The sequence below is a fragment of the Kineobactrum sediminis genome (assembly GCF_002868715.1).
Classification (GTDB): domain Bacteria; phylum Pseudomonadota; class Gammaproteobacteria; order Pseudomonadales; family Halieaceae; genus Kineobactrum; species Kineobactrum sediminis.
In genome coordinates, this window is the sequence record NZ_PKLZ01000008.1 from 382,548 (window position 1) to 404,360 (window position 21,813).

Genomic DNA, 21,813 nt, shown 5'->3' on the forward strand with positions numbered 1-21,813 from the left:
CATGAGTGACAGCAGCTATCTGCAGTGGCCATTTTTTGAAAGCGCGCACAGGGAACTGGCCGCGTCCATTGACGCATGGGCCACTGAACATATTCCCGGGCTGGTGGCCGATGAGCACGATGACCTCGACGGTACCTGTATCAAGCTGGTACGCGCCCTGGGCGAGGCCGGGTTTACCGGCTATGCCGTACCCGCCAGTGGCGGTGGCAAGCTGGAAAAACTCAGCGTGCGCAGCCTGTGCCTGATTCGGGAAACCCTGGGGCGCCATCACGCGCTGGCGGATTTTGCCTTCGCAATGCAAGGCCTGGGTAGCGGCCCGATCTCACTGTTTGGTACTGCCGAACAACAGCAGCGTTTCCTGCAACCGGTTGCGGCAGGACAGGCACTGGCAGCATTTGCCTTATCGGAAGCTGACGCGGGTTCGGATGTTGCCGCCATGGCCTGCAGTGCCCGAAAAGACGGCGACAATTATATCATCAGTGGCGAAAAGACCTGGATCTCCAACGGTGGCATCGCCGACTTCTACACCGTATTTGCCCGCACCGGGGAAGCCCCGGGTGCCAAAGGTATCAGCTGTTTTATCGTGGAGGCCGACACTCCCGGTTTTGAAGTCACCGAACGCATTGACCTGATCGCCCCGCACCCACTGGCGACATTACGTTTCAACGACTGTCGGATACCCGCCGCCAACCTGGTTGGCGAAGCGGGCCGGGGCTTTGGTATCGCCATGGCGACCCTCGATGTGTTTCGCTCAACCGTCGCCGGCGCAGCACTGGGCATGGCGCGCCGGGCCATGGATGAGACCCTCGCACATGTCCTCAACCGCAAGCTCTTTGGCGGCACCCTCAGCGACCTGCAGCTGGTGCAGGGCAAATTGTCCGACATGGCGCTGGCGATCGACAGCAGTGCCCTGCTGGTATACCGATCCGCCTGGACCAAGGATTGCGTTGCAGACCGTGTAACCCGTGAAGCGGCCATGGCCAAGCTGCACGCAACCGAGTCCGCGCAGCTGGTGATTGATGCGGCGGTTCAGCTACACGGGGGCAAGGGTGTAACCCGGGGCAATATAGTGGAGTCGCTGTATCGGGACATCCGTGCCCTGCGAATCTATGAGGGCGCCTCCGAGGTTCAGCAAACGATAATCGCCCGACAGGCACTGGCCGCGTTCGCAAACAACGACTGAAAAAACGAGGCAATAGACGGCTCCTACCGGATTGGTTTATGGTGCAATCCGTTAACATCACAGGAAGCCGTCGACATGCCCCGATACTGGCAGGATATTCAGCCGGGCGAGCAGTTTACTACCGCTCTGGCCAGCCTGAGCAAACAGGATATTCTCGAGTTTGCCGCTGAATTTGATCCGCAACCCTATCACCTGGACAGCGAGGCTGCCGAGGCCTCCATTTTCGGTGGCCTGTGTGCCAGCGGCTGGCAGGTTTCCGCGATCATGATGCGCCTGCTCACAGACGCTCTCCATCAACAGGAGATACCGGTGATCGGCATGTCGTCGGTACCTAAAATGCGTTGGAAAAAGCCGGTTTTCGCCGGCGATACCTTGTCCGCCGAAATCACCGTGAAGGGACGCGAAGCCACGGCCCGACAGCCTGGCGCCGGCAGCCTCGACCTGGATGTACGGGTGTTCAACCAGGCGCAGGAGCCGGTAATAGAACTGGCGACGCGGCTGATGATTGCACTGGGAGCAAACGCCAATGTCGCTTAAACCGTATATACGCAGTCGCTGGTTCGAGGATATTCCGATCGGCGAATTCCACGTCTTCGGTTCCCACACCTTCAGCGAACTTGAAGCCATTGAGTTCGGGCGTCGTTATAGCCCGGAAATCTACCATACCGACCCGACAGGCGCCTGGGACACCCCCTACCGCGGACTGGTCATCTGCGGCTGGCACCTGACCGCCACCTGGATGAAATTAATGGTCGGGTACATGGAGAACTTTGCCAGCGGCGTCCAGGACGGACGCCGTAATGGCGCCGGGATGGGTGTAGAGGACCTGGAGTGGTACCTGCCGGTACGCCCGGGCCATACCATCACCTTTACCTACGAGGTGACCGAAAAGCCCGAGCGTGTCGTGCGCAACCGGTGGGGCATTATCAGGAGCCGCAATGAAGCCTTTAACCAGTATGGCGACCGGGTGATGAGTTTTACCATTGATATTCTCGCAGAACGCAACCCGGCAGGCGCGGGCTAACGGGTCATGTCGCAAGCTCGCTGACGAACGCCTTGCCCTCGTCGTCATCCAGGGCCGCTTCACGCCAGCGCCTGAGCGTCGCATGCGACACCTGTCCGGAGTCTGCCTCCAGACGCTCGAGAATGGCGCCCAGCTGGCTGGTGGTTCGCGCCCGGGTATCGCCATAGCCTTTTACCAGCCGACCGCACTCAGCCACTTCCAGAGCGAGCTGGGCGTCACCTGTGTCGCCTGCCGAGCTTACTGCCCGCAGCCAGCGAGCGATCAGCGCATGCTCATGCTGGAACCCGAGCATGGAACGACGCCACCGGCGCATGCCGGCCAGTGTCCGCAACATAACAAATACGGTAATGGTATTGGTACGCAGGCGCTTGCCGCCGGTAAAGAGCCCCAGAAAGCGACGACAGCCTGGCGACGCCAACACCCGCCGGCCCAGCGCCGGCGGCAATAGTGACGCCATTTCCTCAACCCGCGGCCTGAAAAACTCGGTTACATGCAACAACTGGTCGTCATCAGCGAGGACCTCGCTGCGCACCTTGCCCATGCGTTCAGGGCGGGTTTTCAGCTGTGCAACCCGCGGGATATCCTCAAAGCACATCCACAGCGCGAGATAACGCCCGGTCTCGCGGGTCAGTTGATGGTCTTCAAGGCCAGTATCCAGAGCCAGTATCGGCGCCAGTGTATCCAGATACTGATGGGCATAGGCATAATCCTGGTAGTCCACCAGTTTCTGCAGGCCGGCATACAGCACGGGATGGCAGCTCTCGGGAAAGACTTGCAGGCGCTCAAGCAATTGTGCGCCTTGCGCGGTCGTTGCCGCAGGCAGGGTAGACACGTCCGGCTCTACCGCCGCCGCGCCAATGGGCTCGAAATGCTCAACCCCCCGGGCCCTGGCACGCTCGTAACTCGCATCGAAGGCCGCCAGGTTCGCCGCTACCGCCTTGCCGGTAGCCGTAATCACAGAACGATAACTGTCCTTGCTGAAAGGCAGCACGCCGGCACCGGCAACGGCCCCCAGTAAAACCGACGACACCACGGTGCCGTATTCAGTGGCCAGTGCCAGCATGTCGTAGTGGATATAGTCTTTGGCGTAGCGCGCGGCAATCGTCTGCAGTACCTGCGCATCGACAATACCGTCAGCCAGGTGCTCCTTCTCGGTAATGCCGTATACGCGGTGATCCGAGGCGATCAGCGCTGTTCTTTCAGGAGTGACAAACCCGCGTTGTATCATCCGCCCGGCTTCGGCAATTTCCGAGGCGATGGCAATATCAATATCGCCCTGGGCAGGAAACAGCGACATCACCGGAGGCGTATCTCCCTGCAGGGCACTGCGGGGAAATATCTCCAGATAATAGATCGTGGCACCCGTGCGCTGTGCCACGCCGGCCAGGGACGTTGACTGGCTGATCCAGCCTTCACTATCGGCGACGTCAATCAGCCAGTTGGTCAGTACCCCACCGCCCTCGCCGCCGAGCGCGGCCAGGATAATATTAATGGTCTCACCACGTGGAGTACTCACAGCCCCACCACCAATTGCTTGCGCTCGGTACGAGCCTGCAACCAGCCGATAACGGCACCGCGAACCCTGCCGGCCATGCGGTCGGCCCAACTGGGGTTATACAGCAAATCCACCCGGGAAAATGACGGGCAGAGGATCGCCGCGTGAGCATTGGTGCCACAAACGCCGCAGCCGACACAACTGTTATCCACGTAACTTACCGGGTCTTTACGCAGTGGGTCCGGGTTGGGCTTGATCGTCAGTGAGGGGCAACCGGAGAGACGAATACAGGCATGGTCGCCGGTACAGGTATCACTATCAACCATGAACCGGGCGCGCACGGTACGCTTGCCATTATTGATCGCCTGTTTCATTAACGGCTTGATCCGCCGCTGCCGGTTGAGCATGCACTCGCCCTCGGCAATAATCACCTTGAGCCCCGGCGCGGTGGTAGTCAGCGCCTCATTCAGGGTGTCCTTCATGGTGTCGATACTGTAGGTGCTTACCGTGCGCAGCCATTTAACGCCGGCGCCGCGACAGGCGTCCTCAATGGACTGGGCATCATCCCTCTCGGATTTTTCGGTATCCATGGTAGTCGCAATAATCTGGTTCGGCTCTACCAGCGAAGGAATGTCCTGGCCGCCAGTCGCCGCGGAATAACCGTTATCCACAATAATCAGGATGCCGTCGTGTTTGTTGAATACCGCGCTGGTAACGCCACTGGTCAGGCCGTTATGCCAGAAGCCACCGTCCCCCATTATGCTGATCGATTTGTGCGGCAGGCTGTGCCGGATCGCCGACGAACTCGCCAGGGACAGCCCGTAACCCATGATCGTATTACCCAGGTTAAAGGGCGCCAGGGTGGCAAAGGAGTGGCAACCGATATCCGAACTGATATGAAAAGGGCCGATATCCTGCTGCACCTGCTTGATGGCGGAAAATAGCGGGCGCTCAGGGCAACCCGTGCACAACCCGGAAGGCCTTGGCGGTACGTTTTCCAGCAGCGCCTGCTGGTCCGCTTCATCCAGTGGGGTGCGCAGCGCTTCCACTTCACCTGACGACAAACGCAGTTCGATACCGGGCAGCGCTACCGTTTCCAGAAAGCGAGTAAGCCCCTCCAGGGTTACCTGGCCGGTATATTCGCCCGCCATCGGCATGATGTCCTTGCCATAAATGCGCGTATTGAGGTCCGCACGCCGCAGCACGGTCTGGATACCCTGCTCAATATATTCGGGCTGGCCTTCTTCCAGCACCAGAACCTGGCGCTTGCTGCTGCAAAACTCTATCAGCTCGTCGGGAACCAGCGGATAGGCAACGTTCATCACGTAAATGGGGATATCGGTAACGCCAAAGGCGGTTGCCAGACCCTGCCGCTGCAACGCGCGGATGACCGTGTTGTAAGAGCCGCCCTGAACAATAATGCCCAGCTGCTCATGCTTACCGGGGAAAAACTCGTTCAGTTTCTGCTGGCGAATATAGTCCAGGGCCGCGGGCAGGCGCTCGCTGATCTTTTGCCGCTCCTGGGCATAGACATGGGGTGGCAGAATGATTTTTTCAGGCTCGCGCCGTGGCTGCACCGGATTACGGTCACTGTATTGCGGGGCAATATTATCCCGGGCTGTGAACTCGCCGGTCACGTGGCAACCACGAATCCGCATCATGTAAAAAATGGGTGTATTGCTTGCCTCCGACAGGCCGAAGCCCTTCTCCACCATGTCGACGATACTCGGCAGGTTCGGGCGCGGATCAAGCAGCCACATTTGCGCTTTCATCGCAAACGCATACGTGCGCTCCTGCATGATGCTCGAACCCTCGCCGTAATCCTCCCCTACGATCACCATGGCGCCCCCGGTAACGCCGGAAGAGGCGAGATTGGAGAGTGCGTCCGAAGCGACATTGGTGCCGACAGTGGATTTCCAGGTGACAGCGCCACGCAGGGGGTAGTTCACCGATGCGCTGAGCATCGCAGCTGCCGTGGCTTCGCTGCCACTGGCCTCAAAGTGCACACCCAGCTCACCCAGGATTTCCCGGGCATCATTGAGTACGTCCATGAGATGCGAGATCGGCGAGCCCTGGTAGCCGCCCACATAGGACACACCGGACTGCAGCAACGCCTTGGTAATGGCCAGGATACCCTCACCCTTGAAAGTGTCGCCGTCACCTGCCCGCAGCTTCAGGACTTCCTCTGCAAAAGAACGCTCAGCCATACAACTATGCGCTCCCGGGAACCAGTGCCAGGACCCGTGCGGGGCTGCCCGAGCCTTCCTTGATCTTCAGCGGCGCGGCAATAAGAATGACCCCGGTTGGTGGCAGCTGGTCAAGATTGCACAAACTGGCCAGGCCGCATTTATTGGCACCGTGCATCAGGTTATGGCACGGAAACATCGGCTCCTGGGCAGAGGCCTGGCCACAGTCGGTACCGACGGTCTCCACGCCAACACCGATAACGTCGCGCTCTTCCGCCAGAAACGCCACCGTAGCCGGATCCCAGCCCGGGGAGTGGCAGCCGTCATCATGCATATTCAGGTATTCGGGGGAACCTGCTTTTTTCGACCAGTCGGTACGAAACAGTACCCATGAACCGGCCGGGATTTCCCCGTGCCGGGCTTCCCAGGACTTGATGAAATCAACGGTCATCAGAAAATCCGGGTTTGCCTCGGATTCGGCCACCGCATCAATCACTACCGCGGGCGCAACAAAACGTTCTGGCGGGAGGGTATCGGTAGCGTGATTGTCGTAATCCTTGCCGGTTACCCAGTGTATGGGCGCATCAAAATGGGTGCCGGTGTGCTCCCCGCACTTGAGGTTGTTCCAGTACCAGGCGGGGCCCTTTTCATCATAGCGGGAGATGGTTTCCATGCTGAATGGCCAGGACTGGCCCCAGCCGAACTCCGTGGGCAGGGGTAGCGTAGGTGTTTCGGGTGACAATGTTGCGGTGAGGTCAACGATCCTGATTCCGCCGGTGACCAGCGCGGACGCCAGTTCCTTGAGTACTTCATCTGTCATACGTTTTCTCCCTGATGGCTATGCCGGATGCCTGTTTTCCGCAGGCAACATGTTGTGTTTATAGGTAGATTATATTTTAAGCTTAAAATATAATCTACCTCAAATTGACCAAAAATATATGGAGCACACAATGCACACTACCTTACTCCCCGATGGCTGGCCAAGACCAAAAGGCTATGCGAATGGCGTATCCGCGACAGGCACCGAAAGCATTTACGTTGGCGGCCAGATCGGCTGGAACTCCCAGTGCATTTTCGAAACCACCGACTTTATTGCCCAGGTTCGGCAGGCTCTGCTCAACATCACGGACATTCTCAGGGCCGCTGGGGCAGCGCCCGAACATATCACCCGAATGACCTGGTATATCACCGACAAAGAGGCCTACACCAGCCGCCTGAGTGAACTTGGGGCGGTCTATCGAGAGGTTCTGGGGAAGCACTTTCCGGCGATGAGCGTGGTTGTTGTCGCCGCACTGATCGAGGATGAGGCTTTGGTTGAAATTGAAGCCACCGCCGTAAAATAAATCGCCGAAAGGGAATCTACGTGTCCACTGTCTATCAGATTTTTGCCGCCACCGCCGCGCAGGCCGGAAACAGTGCCTTCCTGCACATTCCCGCAGCGGCCACGCGCGCCTATGCGGAAGGTGCTGTCGATCTCACCTACGCGGAAGCGCTGTCGGGAATTGATGAACTGGCAGTCCACTACCAGCGACAAGGCTATGCACATCCCATGCGGGTTGCCCTGGTACTGGAAAACCGCGCCGATTTCTTCTTGCACTGGCTGGCACTGAACAGCCTGGGATGCAGCGTTATCCCCATCAGCCGCGACATGCAGGACGATGAAATCGCCTACTTTCTCGAACATGGGGAAGCTTGCCTGGTGGTCGCCCTTGCCGAAGCACGGCAACACCTGGCGCAGCTATGCGCGGCACTGGATAACCCGTTACCGGTAGTCAGCTGCGACGATCTCGCCACACTGCCAGCGGCCGTGACCAGAGGCGACGACTGCACCCCCGGCGGCAACACCGAGTGCGCACTACTGTATACCTCCGGCAGCACCGGCAAGCCCAAGGCCTGCATACTGGACAACAGCTATTTCATTTTCGCCGGCGAGTGGTACAACGCCCTCGGCGGGCTTGCTGCGCTTCGCTACGGCCGCGAGCGCCTGCTGACACCGTTGCCGCTCACGCACATGAACGCGATGGCGGTATCGACCATGGCCATGGTCATGAGCGCGGGCTGTATTGTCCAGCTCGACCGCTTTCATCCGCGGGAATGGTGGCAAACCGTGCGCGAAAGTGACGCCACCATCGTGCATTATCTGGGCGTATTACCGGCGATTCTACTGGAACTTCCGGAAGCAGCCGATGACGACTTCAGCGGTCGCGTCCGCTTTGGGTTCGGGGCCGGCGTTAACCCGAAACACCATGCCCTCTTCGAGCAACGCTTTGGCTTTCCGTTACTCGAAGCCTGGGCGATGACGGAGTCCGGAGTTGGCGGCAGTATCATCGCCAATCGCGAACCGCGCCACATCGGCACCTGTTGTTTTGGCAAGCCCCCCGAGACCCTTGAATACCAGCTGGTGGATGAACACAAACAGCCGGTAGCGCCCGGCCAGGAAGGTGAATTGCGGGTGCGCGCGGCTGGCGCTGATCCTCGCCGGGGATTTTTTTCCGGCTACCTGAAAAATCCCGAGGCGACTACAGAGGCCTGGCTGGACGGCTGGCTCAATACCGGGGATGTGGTGAGGGAGGGGCCCGATGGCAGCCTGCATTTCGTCGATCGCCGCAAAAACGTCATCCGCCGCTCCGGCGAGAACATCTCGGCACTTGAGGTTGAGGCGGCACTGATATCGCACCCCCGGATTCAACAGGTGGTGGTGACCGCGGTACCGGATGAAATCAGGGGCGATGAGGTGGCAGCGGTCATTATTGCCAGCGGCACGGACACCGGCGAAAACGACCGGCAGGCCCTTGCAGACGATATCACCCGACACTGCCTGCAACAACTTGCATACTATAAAGCCCCGGGCTACATCCTGTTCTGCGACACCCTGCCGGTGACAGCTTCCAACAAGCCGCGCCGCGCCGATATCAAGGCCCTGGCGCGAGAGCGAGTATCCGCGGGCGAGGCCCTCGACACCCGCTCTCTCAAGAAAAGGCAGCCCTCGCAATGAAGGACTACTCCGGAATCGCCCTCACCGCACCCATCAGCTTTGGCTACGCCAAACAAAGCCCGAAGGGAGCGGCCTGGTTTATCGGCCGCACCCTGCAGTTGATGCTGGCCCGGGCGGGACTGGGCAAGGATGATGTGGATGGTTTCGCCGTTTCCAGTTTTTCCCTGGGCACTGATTCGGCGATCACCCTCACCCAGAATTTCGAGTTCAGTCCACGCTGGATAGAACAGCTACCCTATGGCGGCGCCTCGGGCATTCTGGCCCTGCGACGCGCGGCGCGCGCTATCCAGGCGGGCGACGCCAGTATCGTTGCCTGCATTGGTGGCGATGGTGCCGCCCACCGCTCCTTTGAGGCCACCGCAGCCAACTTCAGCAGCTTTACCATAGACGCCTCATTTCCCTACGGTGGTGGTGGACCCAATGCGGCTTTCGGCCTGATCACCCAGCGTTACATGGATGAGTTTGATGCACGCAGGGAAGACTTTGGTGCGATCGCGGTTGCCCAGCGCTATAACGCCAACCACTACCCCCCTGCCCTGCTGGGACACAAAACCCTATCGCTTGAGCAATATCTTTCCGCGCGCCCCATTGCCGGACCACTACACCTGTTTGACTGTGTCATGCCCTGCGCCGGTGGCGAAGGCTTTTTGATGATGAGCGAGGACCGTGCCCGGGCCCTTGGCCTGCCCTACTGCACTATTCTCGCAGCGGGCGAATTGCACAATGCCCACCGCGAGGACGATATCCAGTTGCGCGGTGGCTGGACAGAGTATGCGAACCAACTGTGGGCGATGGCCGGGCTGGGACCGGAGGACGTCGATATTCTGCAGACCTATGATGATTACCCGGTCATCAGCATGATGCAGATGGAAGACCTGGGCTTCTGTGGCAAGGGCGAGGCGCCACAATGGCTTAAAACCACTGACCTGCGCTTTGACGGCAGTGGCCCACAGCAGCACAAGCTGGCTCACAACACGTCCGGGGGACAGCTCTCGGTAGGGCAGGCTGGCGCTGCCGCCGGCTATATGTCCGTGGTGGAGACGATACGACAGCTCACCGGGGATACCGAAGGCAATCAGGTGCCGGGTGCGAGACACGCCATGGTCAGTGGCTTCGGTATGATCAACTATGACCGCGGCCTCTGTTCGGCGGCCACTATTCTGGCAAGGAGCGACCGATGAGCACCAGCCATACCATGAAACAGCGGCTCAAGCACAATCGGCCCTCGCTGCGCCAAAATGCGCGCCCGCCAAAACAGCGGACCCATCTCGGTAACGCTTTTACAGCGGCCAATTTACCGGTTGCCCTCGCGCTGCAGCACTGCAGCAACTGTGCCACCGTACAGTACCCGCCGCGGGAACTGTGCCGACACTGCCTGCAGGACACGCTGCTATGGCGCAGTACGGATACCGGCGGCGCGCTGGTAAGTCGTCTCGAATTGCACAATAGCCTCTGGGAGTACTTCAGGCGCCGCATCGCCACCGCACCCTGGCCGATCGCCAGTGTCCGCCTGGATTGCGGCGTCATTGTTCTCGCCCATCTGGCGCCTGCCACCTTTGGCGCCGGTATCACCACTGAGATACCCGCCGCAACCCGGGTGCAGGTATTCAGCCATACTGACTGCTCACTCAACGCGGTACTGATCGCCGTTGACGGGCAAACGGCCATTGCCACCCGGGCCCAGCGCCGGGCTATTGCCGACGGCCTGGGCCTGCTTGAACCGGCCCACAAAACAGGGGGAATCTGATATGAGCAGCAGCCATCAAACCATTGTGGTTACCGGAGGCAGTACCGGTATTGGTGCCGCCATTTGCCGACAATTCCTGGCGGAGGGCCACGAGGTGGTCAATCTGGCGCGACGCCCCCTGGAAGAGCAACATCCGCGTCTGCACAATATTGAACTGGACCTGAGCGACCGCGCTGCTACAGCCACCATAGCGGCCCGGGTCGCACGGGATTTCCAGGTCACGGGGCTGGTACATAATGCCGGCCTGATCCGCCCCAACCTGTTACCCGATGTCCAGCTGGACGATTTCGACTATCTGTCCCAGGTCCACATAGGAGCTGCGATCAGCCTGGCCCAGGCCTTTCTGCCCGGCATGAAAGAACGCCACTTTGGTCGCATCATCCTGATCACCTCTCGCGCCGCTCTCGGCCTGCAGACCCGCACCAGCTATTCCGCCACCAAATCGGGAATGATCGGCATGACCCGGACCTGGGCACTGGAACTGGGAGAGTCTGGCATCACCGTTAACAGTGTGGCCCCGGGCCCCATCAGCGCCACCGAAATGTTTCACGATGTGGTCCCCGAGGACAGTCCCAAAGTCGACGCCATGGCACAGAGCATTCCGGTAAGACGGCTCGGCGTACCCGATGATGTCGCACGGGCCGTGAGCTTTTTCAACCATTCCGATAACGGCTTTATTACCGGACAAACGCTGATGGTCTGCGGTGGCTCAAGCCTGGGCTCACTGGCCCTGTAAGCGGAGGAATTACTTATGAAAAACACAATCAGCAATGAAGAACTCGCGGGACTCGTAGAGCCGGCCCGGTTACACAAAAGACTGTACCTGGACCCGGATATTTTTGAGCTTGAAATGGAGCGCATCTGGGGCCAGGCGTGGATCTTTATCGGTCATGAATCCCAGGTGCCCGCTACCGGTGATTTTTTCAGCACCAATATTACCCACAAGATTCCGGTGGTGATGATCCGCGATAAAGAGGGCCAGGTGCATGTCCTGCATAATCGCTGCGGCCATAAGGGCGCCAAGCTGGTAGAAAGCCGCGACGGGAATGTGCGCGGCGCGTTTCGCTGCCCGTATCACGGCTGGTCTTTCCGTCACGATGGCACTTTGCTCAAAATACCGAATGAGAAGGGCTACGAAGGCACCGGCTTTGATCCCTCGGACAGCTGCAATAACATGCAACCAGTGGCCCAGGTAGAGAGCTATCGCGGCTTTGTCTTTGCCACCCTGTCCAGTACTGCCCCGGACCTGAAGACCTGGCTTGGTGGTGCCGTCGATTGCCTCGATAATCTATGTGATCGCGCGCCCGAGGGCGAGGTGGAAGTCGCAGGCGGCGTATTGCGTTACGAGCACGAGTGTAACTGGAAGTTCATCCTGGAAAACCTCAACGACACCATGCACCCGATGGTGGTGCACCAGTCCGTGGTGCAGGCGGCGGAAGACTATATCGCCTCACTGCCGGCATCAGCCGCAAAGCAGCGCAGCGAAGCGGAAATCATTCCGCCGTTTGGGTCCTCCTACGAGAAGTTCGAGGATTCGGGTATTACCGGATTTCCCTATGGCCATCACTACGACGGCGGCAAGACCAGCATTCACGCCGACTACACGGTACTGCCCGCCTATCACGAGGCCATGGTGAAGGCCTATGGCGAAGAGCGCACGCGGGAAATTTATTCGTTCAACACCCACAACACGCTGTATTACCCGTCACTGACGATCAAGACCGCGGTGCAGAACATCCGCGTCGTCCGGCCCATCGCGGTCGATCGCTTTGTGGTGGAAACCTGGTCCTTCCGGCTCAAGGGCGCACCCGAGGAAATGCTGCAGCGTACCCTGCTCTACTCCCGCTTGATCAACTCCTCTGCGGGCATGGTTGGCCCCGATGACCTCGAGGTCTATCGACGAGCACAGGAGGGGCTGCAGTCCAGCGCCAGCGATTGGGTGGAATTCCATCGCCAGTACGGCCGCGACCAGCAACTGCCGGACCGGGTGATCGGCGGCGGTACCAGCGATCTCGATATGCGCACCCAGTACAAGGCGTGGCGCGAATACATGACCGGGGAGATAGCGCAATGACTGACCTGGATATCAAGGCCATCGAACAGTTTTTGTACCGGGAAGCCTCGCTGCTGGATCAGCCGGACCTGGACGCGTGGATGCAGCTGTTTACCGAGGACGGCACCTACTGGATGCCGGCCATGGAAAACCAGCCCGACCCGCTGAATCATATCTCACATATTTACGATGATCGTGTAATGATGGAAATCCGCCGCCGCAATTTTGTGCATCCGCGCGCGGCCTCAAAAGAACCGGCCATACGCTGCTCTCACCTGCTCGGGAATATCCAGGCCCAGGGGAACACGGCGGACGGCGACCTGATAGTGACGTCAAACTTCCATGTAATCCTGTGGTATCGGGAAGAACAGCGCTGCTATGCGGGCACCTGTGAACATCATCTGGTAACGGCACCATCAGGATTCCTGATCCGTCACAAGCGGGTTAACCTGATCAATCCCGATGCCGCGCACAAATCGCTGATTATTTATCTGTAGACAGCTTGGTGTGGTCAGTTGCCGGCAGGCCGGATAGGGTACTCCTGCCGCCGGCGAGGCACTATCACAGTGCCGGAAAAACCCCACGGCATTACCTTATTTTCGGGCCTGCCACCGCACCGGCAATGACTTCACCCCGCGCTGGAAATTCGACCGCAGGAATTTTGGCTCACCCACCAGTTCGAACGACTCGAACCGTGAGGTCAGCTCGGTAAACAATGCCCGCATCTGGGCCATGGCAAGCTGGCCGCCAATGCAGAAGTGAGGACCGCGCCCGAAACTGACATGCGGATTGGGGTTGCGTTCAATATCAAATGAAGACGGTTCGGCGAATGTCCTTTCATCATGATTTGCCGACAGGAATGACAACAACACCTTGTCCCCCGCGGGAATGGTAACACCGCCCAGCACGGTATCCTCGGATGCCGTGCGCCGGAAATTCATCACCGGCGTCCACCAGCGCAGCATTTCGTCCACCGCCCCGGGCATGGCGTCGGGATTGTTCTGCAGCGCACGCCAGCTCTGAGGGTGCTGCAACAGCGCGACCATGCCCCCCGGTATTGCATTGCGCAGTGTTTCATTGCCGGCCACGGCAAACAGCCAGAACATGTTTTCAAATTCGGCGACTGTCAGGGCGCCGCCCTCTTCATCAATCTGCGCCAGCAGAATCGACATGACATCGCTTCCGGGATGGGCGCGCTTGTGTTCAGCCAGCAGGTGAGCATAGCGGTACAGATCATCCATGCCACGACGGGACCGGGGATCCGGTATATTACCGTCGGCATCCGGCACCGGCCGCAACTTCAGGGCCTCTCGTGCCATGGCGGTTCCGCCGGCCTCGTCGTGCCGCGACGATACCGAATACTCGGGGTCCTGGTAACCAATTACCCGGTTGGCCCAGTCGAACATGAGGTAGCGATCTTCCGAGGGCAGGCCAAAAATATCAGCGAGACACAACAGCGGCATATCCGCTGCAATATCCTTGACGAAATCACATTCACCGGATTGCCGGCCATCCATTACCCGATCAACGATACCGCGAGCATGATCGCAGATCCGGCTCTCGAGTTGTTTTATGGCTTTGGAGGTAAACGCATTGATCAGCATCCGCCGCAAACGCGTGTGATCGGGCGGATCCATATTCAGCATCATCTGCTGTACATAGGCGAGGTCTTCGGGTGTCGCGGGATCGCGGAGCTGGGTACCGCCCAAATGCGAGGAAAACACGCGGGCATTTTTCAGGGCCTCAAGACATTCCTTATGCCGGGTAACAAACCAGAAACCCTTGCCACCGGGCCACTGCGGCAGTACCTGCTCATCCACCCAGACCACTGGGGATTGCGCGCGCAATTGCGCAATTTTAGCGAAGGGTACCTCCTGCTCGTATTGCAGGGGATCGTAAACAAAACGTAGATCTGTGCCGTTATGTGCCATAGCTGCCCTACCCCTTTAAATACGGCCGGCCTGCTCGCGCAGCTTGCCGAGCAGGTGCATCAAATCACGGTATTCGCCGGTGGAGAGACACTCCAGCAGCTGCAATTCCCAGGCCAGCGCTCGCGGCACCAGCTCACCATACAACGCTTCACCAGTGCCGGTAAGAGCGAGATCCCGGGCCCTGTTGTCGTTTTCCGTGCGCCGCTGGAATATCAGGCTACGGTCCGTCAGGCTTTTCACCGCCCGCGAAACCTTGCTTTTTTCCATTCCGGTGGTGATAACAATACGCTTGGCATTGAGTACGCCGTGTTCTGCGAGATTGGCTATCACCCGCCACTCGGGAATCGACAGGCCATATTCGTCCGCGTAAATCCGCGACAGCCCGGTGCTGATCCGATCGGCGAGATTATTAACCAGGTAGGGAAGAAACCTTTCCAGTTGCAATTCCCGACGGACGAATTGATCCGTGCTGTTCGCGGTGTCCGGCATCTGTCAGTCCTGCAGTTGATCCCAGACCTGCTGGTCCCGCTCCGCGGTCCAGATACGAGGCCAGTCAATACCCTCGAACTCATCCCACAGGCGCTGCACATCAAATGGCAGGCAGTGCTCAAAGATCGGCCAGCGGCCGAATTTGGGTTCGAGGTGAGCATGCGTCGCTTCAAAAGCCTGTTTCAGGGTGCCGCCCGCTTTATGCACTTCGCCAACCTTGGTGATCATGCCCTGCAGGAAACCGCGGGTCTGTTCTATCGCGGCATTCACTGCCTCATTGCCGCGCGCGGTAGCACCGCGACCGCCAATCAGGGTCTCGGCACCGTATTGCTTGACCTTGTCCAGCGTGCTGGTGGCCCAGTCAAAATGGAACGCGTCGCCGGTATACAGCGCCGCTTCGGCTTCAACGAGGTCGCCCGCAAACAGGATCTTGTGTTTGGGCAACCAGGCACAGATATCGCCGGCGGTATGGCCACGCCCGCAATACTCCAGCACCAGATCCCCGCGATCACCGCCGAGAGGAATCTCCAGACGATCATTAAAGGTGATGTCCGGATGGGTCAGGCCCGGAATACCTTCCGGTTCACGGAACAGCCGCGGCATACGCCCAAACTCGCTATCCCAGTCCTGCTTACCCCGTTCGTTGATGAGGAACCGGGTTTGTTCGTGGGCGATAATGGAGTCCGCTCCAAACTCGGAGGCACCCAGCACACGCACGGCGTGATAATGGGATAACACCAGGTAGCGGATCGGCTTGTCGGTATGCTCCCGCAATTTTACCAGCCAGTCCCTGGCCGCCTTGGGTGTGGCGCGCGCCTCAAACGCAATCAGGAAATCCTCGGCTTCAATCGCACCGATATTCGGGTCGCCCTCTGCGGTCAGGGCATAGACGCCATCGGCGAGAACTTCCAGCGTTTCAACTTTGTCGCCGAGGTCGGCGGAGGATGCAAATGGTTTTTTGGCCATGGGAGAAATTTGCCTTAGCTAATGGGTTTCAGAGACCAACATAGCACAAATTAGTTGCATAATGAACTATCTCTGGCTGATATCCAGGCCGAATGGGTCACCAAACTACGTTTTAAAACGCGGAAATTCATTGTAAGAGGGAAAACCGTGCGTTATATTTTGTTTCGTTTGCAACTATTGTCATGTTGGGCATTGCGCCCGGACCCGTATGCTGGAGAAAGGCCCAATGGTGAGCACCTACACCAACCCGGAATATCCATACCGTAAAAGCCCGGATCAAAGCGCCGCATCACCGGTGCACCATCCGGTCATTATTATCGGCGGTGGTCCCGCGGGGCTGGCGGCAGCCATGGACCTGGCACTGCACGGCGTTGCCAGTGTCGTGCTCGATGACAACAACACTGTCAGCGTGGGCTCCAGGGCCATTTGCATCGCAAAACGCACTCTGGAAATCTGTGACCGGTACGGGTGTGCAGAGCCCATGATAAACAAGGGTGTCACCTGGAATCTCGGCCGGGTCTATTTTCATGAAGACCAGATTTACGAATTCAACCTGCTACCGGAATCGCACCACAAAGTACCCGCGTTCATTAATTTGCAGCAGTATTATTTTGAAGAGTACATGGTGGAACGCTGCATGGAGATGCCACTTATCGACCTGCGCTGGCTGCACAAGGTAGCCGCGGTAGACAGCTCCACAGAACAGGCCACTGTCGTCGTGGATACAGAGGATGGCCCTTATACCATGACGTGTGATTACCTTCTGGTGGCGGATGGCGCCAACAGTCCCATCCGCGACTCCCTTGGCCTGGAGAGCAAGGGTCAGGTCTTTGAAGATCGTTTCCTGATTGCAGACATCGTCATGAAAGCCGATTTCCCGGCGGAACGCCGCTTCTGGTTCGATGCCCCCTTCCATCCGGGCCAGTCTACCCTGCTGCACAAGCAGGCGGACAACGTCTGGAGAATCGACTTCCAGCTGGGCTGGGATGCGGACCCGGAAGAGGAAAAGAAAATAGAAAAGATAAGGCCCCGAATTGAAGCGATGCTGGGCAAAGAGACCGAGTGGGATCTTGAATGGGCCAGCGTCTACACGTTTCGCTGTCGCAAGATGGACTCGTTTATCCACCAGCGCGTATTATTCATGGGCGATGCCGCGCACCAGGTATCTCCCTTCGGTGCCCGCGGCGCCAATGGTGCGCTCCAGGGTGTGGAAAACCTGTGCTGGAAACTGGCAGCGGTATTGAAGGGACACGCAGCGCCCTCCCTGCTGACTACCTATGACACTGAGCGCCAGCATGGCGCAAGTGAAAACATTCTGCACTCGACTCGCGCAACGGACTTCATGACGCCCAAAAATCGGACCACGCGCATTCTGCGCGATACTGTGCTCGATCTGGCGCGGGAGTTCCCATTTGCCCGTAGCCTGGTAAACAGTGGCCGCCTGTCTACGCCCTGCACCTATGAGGATAGCCAACTCAATACAGCTGACTCTGACGTATTCAGTACCGCAATGCGCCCGGGTAGTGCCTGTATAGATGCCCCGGTTACCACTGCGGAAGGTCCTGCGTGGCTGCTGAACAAACTCGGCGACCGCTTTGTGCTCCTGGTCTATGGTGACGGGGATACCGAACAGCAACAGGCGCTGGCGACCGCCGTTAGAGAACTGCATACAAGCGGCATTCGGGCGGACGTATTGCGTGTCACGCGGAATACCAGCCCTGCCGCGGAACCGGGCGAGATCGGCGACCCGGACGGCATACTGGCGCAACGTTACGATATGCAGCCCGGCACCGTGTACCTGATTCGCCCGGACCAGCACGTCGCGGCACGCTGGCGTAAAATGGATGCCGAACTCGTCATAAAGGCAGTACATAAAGCGCTGGGCGCATCAATGACTCAGGAGCAGCCCGCATGAGCAGACTCATTACTGACAATAATTTCACCGACCCGGACGCTTTTTACGCGGCACTGGCCAACCTGTATCGTGACCGCAGTGAAACCGAAAACGAGGTTGTTAATGCCCGCCTGATTCTGCTGCTGGCAAACCAGGTTGGCGACCAGCGGATACTGCAGGAAGCACTCTCCATTGCCGGCCAGGCCACTACTCAGGATACCCAACACCATGTCAGCTAACGCCTCACTTCCGGATCTGATGTATCTCAACGGTTTTGGCAACGAACACGAAACCGAGGCCCTTGCCGGTGCGCTGCCCATAGGCCGGTTCAGCCCGCAGCGGGTCAACTACGGTTTATACGCTGAACAATTCAGCAGCACTGCTTTTACCGCACCCCGTGCGAGCAACCGGCGAAGCTGGTTATACCGGATACGCCCCTCGGTCATGCAAGGGGATTATGAACCCTACGTCGGCAATCACGGCCAGCTATGCACAGGGCCCTTGGCCGGACCTGTTGCACCCAACATGCTGCGCTGGGATCCACTCCCGATACCGGCGACTGATGTTGACTTTGTAGACGGCCTGACCACTATCGTGACCTGCGGCGACGCCATGGCCCAGGGCGGGATGGGAATCCATCTTTACGCCGCCAACCAATCCATGGGCAACCGGTTTTTCTATTGCGCTGATGGCGAGTGGTTGCTCATACCCCAGCAGGGCGCTTTGCTGTTGCGGACCGAATGCGGTCGCCTGCTGCTGCAGCCGGGCGATATCGGCGTCATCCCCCGAGGGATGAAATTTGCCATAGACCTACCCGCCGGACCGGTACGGGGCTATGTCTGCGAGAATTATGGCGCGCCGCTGATTCTGCCGGAACGCGGCCCGGTCGGCGCCAACGGCTTTGCCAATGATCGCGACTTCCAGTATCCCGTGGCCGCCTATGAAGATGTTGAGGGTGACTTTGAGTTGTTGTGTAAGTTTGCCGGCAACCTGTATCGCGCGCCGATCGGGCACTCCCCGCTCGATGTAGTCGCCTGGACCGGAAACTCTGCACCCTACAAATATGAACTGGCGCGCTTCAATGTCATGGGCTCGGTGAGCTACGACCATCCGGACCCGAGTATTTATACGGTACTCACCTCCCCTTCTGACACCGCCGGCGTTGCCAATGTGGATTTCGTGATCTTTCCACCGCGCTGGATGGTCGCTGAAAATACCTTCCGCCCGCCCTGGTATCACCGCAATGTCATGAGTGAATATATGGGCTTGATCGAGGGCATCTACGATGCCAAGGAAGAAGGCTTTCTCCCGGGGGGCAGCAGCCTGCATAACAGTATGTCGCCCCATGGTCCCGAGGCCGCCGTATTCGATAAGGCAAGCAACGCGGAGCTGGTACCGGACCGCTACCAGAATACTCTCGCCTTCATGCTGGAATCACGCTATGTGATGCAGCCGACACCGTGGGCACTGGCTACGGAGCTGCGTCAAAAGGATTATATTAACTGCTGGAACGGTCTGGAGAAAAAATTTACAGGTCGGGACCAGGGCGCCCGATAGACTCAGCGGTGTCGCAGTTGGCCAGGGCCGTGGCAATGGCTTCACTGACGAGGCTGATGTCCGGGATGTGGTGTGCCAGCAGCAGCGAAAGCTTGGCCAGCAATAACGTTTCCCGCTCCGGGCCAACCTGGTCAATAGCCTCTGCGAGCAGGTCGTAGACCTGCTCAAGATCGGCAAACTCGAGGGTTTCATTCATCGCATGGCACTCCCAATGCCCGGTTCATGGCGGCTATAGTGGCAACGGCATTCGCTTCTCGCCAACGTCCTGCCACGTGGCGGTCCGGACGCACCAGATACAGCGAGCCGGGGATTGCACCGTAGGTCCGTGCAAGGTGACCAGCCGGATCCGGCAAAGTCCATTCCCCCGCAAAATCAACTGCGGTGCCTGTCCCAATCACCAGTGTGCGCAGTAATGGGTCCAGTTTTCGCAAATGTTCAGCCAGTGATGGAATGGCGGCATCCACAGGCTCTTTTCCTGCAAAGTAGAGCACATTAAATCCACGGCCAGGATAGTCCAGTAAAAAGTCATCATTACCCAGCCGAATATTCTGTAACGGCGCGCCCGGCGGCGGACCGGCGCTAAAGTCGCTGGAATCCTGATCCGGTGAGGTCAATGGGCTCTGGTCATAAATCCACGGCTGGACCTGCCGCGGGTCGGCGAACGGGCGCACAAAATCCTGTGTTAATGACAGCTCCAGCACCGCCTTGCGCATCAGGACATAGCCGCGGGTGGGCGGTGTCATGAAGCGTGAACTCTTGCCCGCGTTGCGGAATACATCCAGCGTTGCGCCCCGCCGCTCCGGCGTATAGCTATCGAGTAACTGGTGACCGGCGCCGTCGCGCAACTGGTACGCCAGTTTCCAGCCCGCGTTGACCGCATCGGCAATACCGTTATTCAGCCCCCGCACACCAAAAATGGGAACAATGTGCGCAGCATCCCCGATAAAAAGAACCCGCCTGTGGCGATAGTCGTCGAGACATAACGTATTGGCGGTGTAGATGCTCCACCACTCCAGTTCCCAGCTGCCGGTATGATCGATCATGGTGAGAATATCAGCGACCCGTGCACGCACAGTAGCCTCGCTAACAGCCTCTTCCAGATCCGCGCCTGCAGGCACCTGCCAGTCGACCCGCCAGATATTGTCCGGTTGCTTGTGAATCAGGATGGTAGCCTGCGGGTTAGCGGAAGATTCAAAAAATGACCTGCGCTCGGTGGGGAAATCATGCTCCATGCGCAGGTCCGCAATCACGTAGTTCCCCGGCAGGTTTTTGCCATTGAGGCGCAAGTCCATCAGGTTGCGGACCGCGCTGCGGGCACCGTCCGCGGCCAACAGGTAGCGACCTTTTGCGCTGTAACTACCCTCTGGTGTTTCTACCTGCAGTTCTACGGCATGCTCTGTTTGTACAACACCACTGACTTCCGACTGCCAGCGAATATCGATCAGCTCCGGATATTTTGCCGCCTCGTCAACGAGAAACTGCTCGATATACTGTTGCTGAATATTGTACATCGGGTAAAAACGCTCATCCTCCGGATTCGGCATCGCGAACCGGTAGATCAGCTGGTCCCTGAAATAGCAGCGGCCGCTTGTCCAGCCCAGGCCCTTGGCGAGAAAGCGATCGACAACACCCAGCTGCTGCAGTGTTTCAAAACTGTATCGGGAAACGCAGATCGCCCGACTGCCGTCGTTGAGCGTATCTTTTTGCTCGAGCACGACCGAGGCAATACCCAGGCGCGCCAGGGTCAGGGCTGCCACGAGCCCTATAGGGCCGGCACCGACAATCAGAACCGGATGCAAGGGTGACTCGCCCGCAAGCTCTGGCGGCGTCCTGAAGGGATAGGTGGGATAATCGAAATACAGGGAGTCCAGCTCACGCCGGCCGGCAGGTCTCATAACTTTGGATGCTTCCCGTTATAGTGACTCGAACAGCTTGGCCACAATATGCCATTGGCCATCGACTTCCAGCAACTGAAAATGGTTCACGAAATCCATACCCATATACCCGGTTTCCCGTAATACAGCGGTGGCGATGCGACCATCGATGTGAACAGTATCAATGCGGGCAATGTAACGCAAACCCGAGTCAAGCGGTGCGGGATTGGCGCCTACCGCAGTGAAAAAAGGCTCCGGGCTGCCGGTCACGAGTTCACCCGCCAGATACCCGCTCAGTATCGCCGAGTGGTGGAACAAGGCCCGCAGTGCGAGCACATCGCCGCGGGCACAGGCATCGATATAGGACTGAATGACGGCTTGCACTGCAGACAAGGACTCTACCCGTGGCATCGGCCTGG

The 21,813-nt window shown here is 58.7% G+C and carries 22 protein-coding genes; 13 read left to right on the forward strand and 9 right to left on the reverse strand.

Annotated elements, in window-relative coordinates; translation table 11 throughout:
* Position 1 precedes the first annotated feature (1 nt).
* The 3 genes from CWI75_RS11535 to CWI75_RS11545 all read left to right on the forward strand — a co-directional run bounded on the left by CWI75_RS11535 (position 2) and on the right by CWI75_RS11545 (position 2,207).
* Entirely contained in the window at positions 2-1,183 is a 1,182-nt protein-coding gene (locus tag CWI75_RS11535) for an acyl-CoA dehydrogenase family protein (protein WP_101521640.1), read from the forward strand.
* Between the two features lie 75 nt (positions 1,184-1,258).
* Complete coding sequence (locus tag CWI75_RS11540; RefSeq protein ID WP_101521641.1) at positions 1,259-1,720, forward strand: MaoC/PaaZ C-terminal domain-containing protein; 462 nt, start codon at positions 1,259-1,261, stop codon at positions 1,718-1,720.
* Positions 1,710-2,207: a hotdog family protein gene (locus CWI75_RS11545; protein WP_101521642.1), complete on the forward strand. Its 498-nt coding sequence runs from the start codon at positions 1,710-1,712 to the stop codon at positions 2,205-2,207. Before CWI75_RS11540 ends, CWI75_RS11545 begins: the two co-directional genes overlap by 11 nt.
* Positions 2,208-2,211: 4 nt before the next feature.
* On the opposite strand, the gene CWI75_RS11550 is transcribed toward CWI75_RS11545, so the two are convergent.
* From CWI75_RS11550 to CWI75_RS11560, 3 genes are read right to left on the reverse strand one after another with little or no spacing between them, the layout of a single operon-like run.
* Positions 2,212-3,723: an indolepyruvate oxidoreductase subunit beta family protein gene (locus CWI75_RS11550; protein WP_101521643.1), complete on the reverse strand. Its 1,512-nt coding sequence runs from the start codon at positions 3,721-3,723 to the stop codon at positions 2,212-2,214.
* The gene (locus CWI75_RS11555) at positions 3,720-5,909 is read right to left on the reverse strand and encodes an indolepyruvate ferredoxin oxidoreductase subunit alpha (RefSeq protein WP_101521644.1); all 2,190 of its coding nucleotides are present in this window, start codon (positions 5,907-5,909) and stop codon (positions 3,720-3,722) included. The genes CWI75_RS11550 and CWI75_RS11555 overlap by 4 nt, the downstream gene beginning before the upstream one ends.
* A gap of 4 nt (positions 5,910-5,913) precedes the next feature.
* The gene (locus CWI75_RS11560) at positions 5,914-6,708 is read right to left on the reverse strand and encodes a cyclase family protein (protein ID WP_101521645.1); all 795 of its coding nucleotides are present in this window, start codon (positions 6,706-6,708) and stop codon (positions 5,914-5,916) included.
* A 130-nt stretch (positions 6,709-6,838) separates the two neighbouring features.
* Between CWI75_RS11560 and CWI75_RS11565 the strand changes: the two genes are divergently transcribed.
* From CWI75_RS11565 to CWI75_RS11595, 7 genes are read left to right on the forward strand one after another with little or no spacing between them, the layout of a single operon-like run.
* The gene (locus tag CWI75_RS11565) at positions 6,839-7,231 is read left to right on the forward strand and encodes a RidA family protein (RefSeq protein ID WP_101521646.1); all 393 of its coding nucleotides are present in this window, start codon (positions 6,839-6,841) and stop codon (positions 7,229-7,231) included.
* Positions 7,232-7,251: 20 nt separating this feature from the next.
* A complete protein-coding gene (locus CWI75_RS11570) occupies positions 7,252-8,883 on the forward strand; it encodes an AMP-binding protein (RefSeq protein WP_101521647.1) in 1,632 nt (543 codons plus the stop codon).
* Entirely contained in the window at positions 8,880-10,064 is a 1,185-nt protein-coding gene (locus CWI75_RS11575; protein ID WP_101521648.1) for a thiolase family protein, read from the forward strand. The genes CWI75_RS11570 and CWI75_RS11575 overlap by 4 nt, the downstream gene beginning before the upstream one ends.
* Complete coding sequence (locus tag CWI75_RS11580) at positions 10,061-10,630, forward strand: Zn-ribbon domain-containing OB-fold protein (RefSeq protein WP_101521649.1); 570 nt, start codon at positions 10,061-10,063, stop codon at positions 10,628-10,630. Before CWI75_RS11575 ends, CWI75_RS11580 begins: the two co-directional genes overlap by 4 nt.
* Before the next feature lies 1 nt (position 10,631).
* Complete coding sequence (locus tag CWI75_RS11585) at positions 10,632-11,366, forward strand: SDR family NAD(P)-dependent oxidoreductase (RefSeq protein ID WP_101521650.1); 735 nt, start codon at positions 10,632-10,634, stop codon at positions 11,364-11,366.
* A 15-nt stretch (positions 11,367-11,381) separates the two neighbouring features.
* Complete coding sequence (locus CWI75_RS11590; RefSeq protein ID WP_101521651.1) at positions 11,382-12,704, forward strand: aromatic ring-hydroxylating dioxygenase subunit alpha; 1,323 nt, start codon at positions 11,382-11,384, stop codon at positions 12,702-12,704.
* Positions 12,701-13,180 (forward strand): aromatic-ring-hydroxylating dioxygenase subunit beta, encoded by a 480-nt coding sequence (locus CWI75_RS11595; RefSeq protein WP_101521652.1) that lies wholly within the window; start codon positions 12,701-12,703, stop codon positions 13,178-13,180. The genes CWI75_RS11590 and CWI75_RS11595 overlap by 4 nt, the downstream gene beginning before the upstream one ends.
* Before the next feature lie 96 nt (positions 13,181-13,276).
* Here the strand turns inward: CWI75_RS11595 and CWI75_RS11600 are convergent, their stop codons facing one another.
* Genes CWI75_RS11600 through CWI75_RS11610 form a run of 3 tightly spaced genes read right to left on the reverse strand, consistent with a single transcriptional unit; the run spans position 13,277 to position 16,069 of the window.
* Entirely contained in the window at positions 13,277-14,614 is a 1,338-nt protein-coding gene (locus tag CWI75_RS11600; RefSeq protein WP_101521653.1) for a cytochrome P450, read from the reverse strand.
* Between the two features lie 15 nt (positions 14,615-14,629).
* Positions 14,630-15,103 carry a MarR family winged helix-turn-helix transcriptional regulator gene (locus tag CWI75_RS11605; RefSeq protein ID WP_101521654.1) on the reverse strand — a complete coding sequence of 158 codons (474 nt, stop codon included), beginning with the start codon at positions 15,101-15,103 and terminating at the stop codon, positions 14,630-14,632.
* Between the two features lie 3 nt (positions 15,104-15,106).
* Positions 15,107-16,069, reverse strand: coding sequence for an MBL fold metallo-hydrolase (locus CWI75_RS11610; protein ID WP_101521655.1), 963 nt, complete (start codon positions 16,067-16,069; stop codon positions 15,107-15,109).
* Positions 16,070-16,295: 226 nt separating this feature from the next.
* On the opposite strand from CWI75_RS11610, the gene CWI75_RS11615 reads away from it, so the two are divergent.
* Genes CWI75_RS11615 through hmgA form a run of 3 tightly spaced genes read left to right on the forward strand, consistent with a single transcriptional unit; the run spans position 16,296 to position 19,520 of the window.
* Positions 16,296-17,984: an FAD-dependent oxidoreductase gene (locus CWI75_RS11615; RefSeq protein ID WP_101521656.1), complete on the forward strand. Its 1,689-nt coding sequence runs from the start codon at positions 16,296-16,298 to the stop codon at positions 17,982-17,984.
* Positions 17,981-18,202: a DUF2783 domain-containing protein gene (locus CWI75_RS11620; RefSeq protein ID WP_101521657.1), complete on the forward strand. Its 222-nt coding sequence runs from the start codon at positions 17,981-17,983 to the stop codon at positions 18,200-18,202. The genes CWI75_RS11615 and CWI75_RS11620 overlap by 4 nt, the downstream gene beginning before the upstream one ends.
* Positions 18,192-19,520, forward strand: a complete 1,329-nt coding sequence (gene hmgA, locus CWI75_RS11625; protein WP_101521658.1) for a homogentisate 1,2-dioxygenase — start codon at positions 18,192-18,194, stop codon at positions 19,518-19,520. Before CWI75_RS11620 ends, hmgA begins: the two co-directional genes overlap by 11 nt.
* On the opposite strand, the gene CWI75_RS11630 is transcribed toward hmgA, so the two are convergent.
* Genes CWI75_RS11630 through CWI75_RS11640 form a run of 3 tightly spaced genes read right to left on the reverse strand, consistent with a single transcriptional unit; the run spans position 19,492 to position 21,805 of the window.
* Entirely contained in the window at positions 19,492-19,716 is a 225-nt protein-coding gene (locus CWI75_RS11630) for a DUF2783 domain-containing protein (RefSeq protein ID WP_101521659.1), read from the reverse strand. The genes hmgA and CWI75_RS11630 overlap by 29 nt on opposite strands.
* On the reverse strand, positions 19,709-21,415 hold the full coding sequence (locus CWI75_RS11635) for an FAD-dependent monooxygenase (protein ID WP_101521660.1): 1,707 nt from the start codon (positions 21,413-21,415) through the stop codon (positions 19,709-19,711). The genes CWI75_RS11630 and CWI75_RS11635 overlap by 8 nt, the downstream gene beginning before the upstream one ends.
* Positions 21,416-21,433: 18 nt before the next feature.
* Positions 21,434-21,805: a nuclear transport factor 2 family protein gene (locus CWI75_RS11640; RefSeq protein WP_162300057.1), complete on the reverse strand. Its 372-nt coding sequence runs from the start codon at positions 21,803-21,805 to the stop codon at positions 21,434-21,436.
* Positions 21,806-21,813: the final 8 nt, after the last annotated feature.

Coding starts and splice junctions, on each gene's coding strand:
- CWI75_RS11615 (WP_101521656.1), top strand. CDS start 16,296: ATGGTGAGCACCTACACCAACCCGGAATATCCATACCGTAAAAGCCCG.
- CWI75_RS11630 (WP_101521659.1), bottom strand. CDS start 19,716: ATGAATGAAACCCTCGAGTTTGCCGATCTTGAGCAGGTCTACGACCTG.
- CWI75_RS11605 (WP_101521654.1), bottom strand. CDS start 15,103: ATGCCGGACACCGCGAACAGCACGGATCAATTCGTCCGTCGGGAATTG.
- CWI75_RS11600 (WP_101521653.1), bottom strand. CDS start 14,614: ATGGCACATAACGGCACAGATCTACGTTTTGTTTACGATCCCCTGCAA.
- CWI75_RS11540 (WP_101521641.1), top strand. CDS start 1,259: ATGCCCCGATACTGGCAGGATATTCAGCCGGGCGAGCAGTTTACTACC.
- CWI75_RS11595 (WP_101521652.1), top strand. CDS start 12,701: ATGACTGACCTGGATATCAAGGCCATCGAACAGTTTTTGTACCGGGAA.
- CWI75_RS11590 (WP_101521651.1), top strand. CDS start 11,382: ATGAAAAACACAATCAGCAATGAAGAACTCGCGGGACTCGTAGAGCCG.
- hmgA (WP_101521658.1), top strand. CDS start 18,192: ATGTCAGCTAACGCCTCACTTCCGGATCTGATGTATCTCAACGGTTTT.
- CWI75_RS11535 (WP_101521640.1), top strand. CDS start 2: ATGAGTGACAGCAGCTATCTGCAGTGGCCATTTTTTGAAAGCGCGCAC.
- CWI75_RS11585 (WP_101521650.1), top strand. CDS start 10,632: ATGAGCAGCAGCCATCAAACCATTGTGGTTACCGGAGGCAGTACCGGT.
- CWI75_RS11610 (WP_101521655.1), bottom strand. CDS start 16,069: ATGGCCAAAAAACCATTTGCATCCTCCGCCGACCTCGGCGACAAAGTT.
- CWI75_RS11640 (WP_162300057.1), bottom strand. CDS start 21,805: ATGCCACGGGTAGAGTCCTTGTCTGCAGTGCAAGCCGTCATTCAGTCC.
- CWI75_RS11580 (WP_101521649.1), top strand. CDS start 10,061: ATGAGCACCAGCCATACCATGAAACAGCGGCTCAAGCACAATCGGCCC.
- CWI75_RS11555 (WP_101521644.1), bottom strand. CDS start 5,909: ATGGCTGAGCGTTCTTTTGCAGAGGAAGTCCTGAAGCTGCGGGCAGGT.
- CWI75_RS11575 (WP_101521648.1), top strand. CDS start 8,880: ATGAAGGACTACTCCGGAATCGCCCTCACCGCACCCATCAGCTTTGGC.
- CWI75_RS11635 (WP_101521660.1), bottom strand. CDS start 21,415: ATGAGACCTGCCGGCCGGCGTGAGCTGGACTCCCTGTATTTCGATTAT.
- CWI75_RS11565 (WP_101521646.1), top strand. CDS start 6,839: ATGCACACTACCTTACTCCCCGATGGCTGGCCAAGACCAAAAGGCTAT.
- CWI75_RS11620 (WP_101521657.1), top strand. CDS start 17,981: ATGAGCAGACTCATTACTGACAATAATTTCACCGACCCGGACGCTTTT.
- CWI75_RS11560 (WP_101521645.1), bottom strand. CDS start 6,708: ATGACAGATGAAGTACTCAAGGAACTGGCGTCCGCGCTGGTCACCGGC.
- CWI75_RS11545 (WP_101521642.1), top strand. CDS start 1,710: ATGTCGCTTAAACCGTATATACGCAGTCGCTGGTTCGAGGATATTCCG.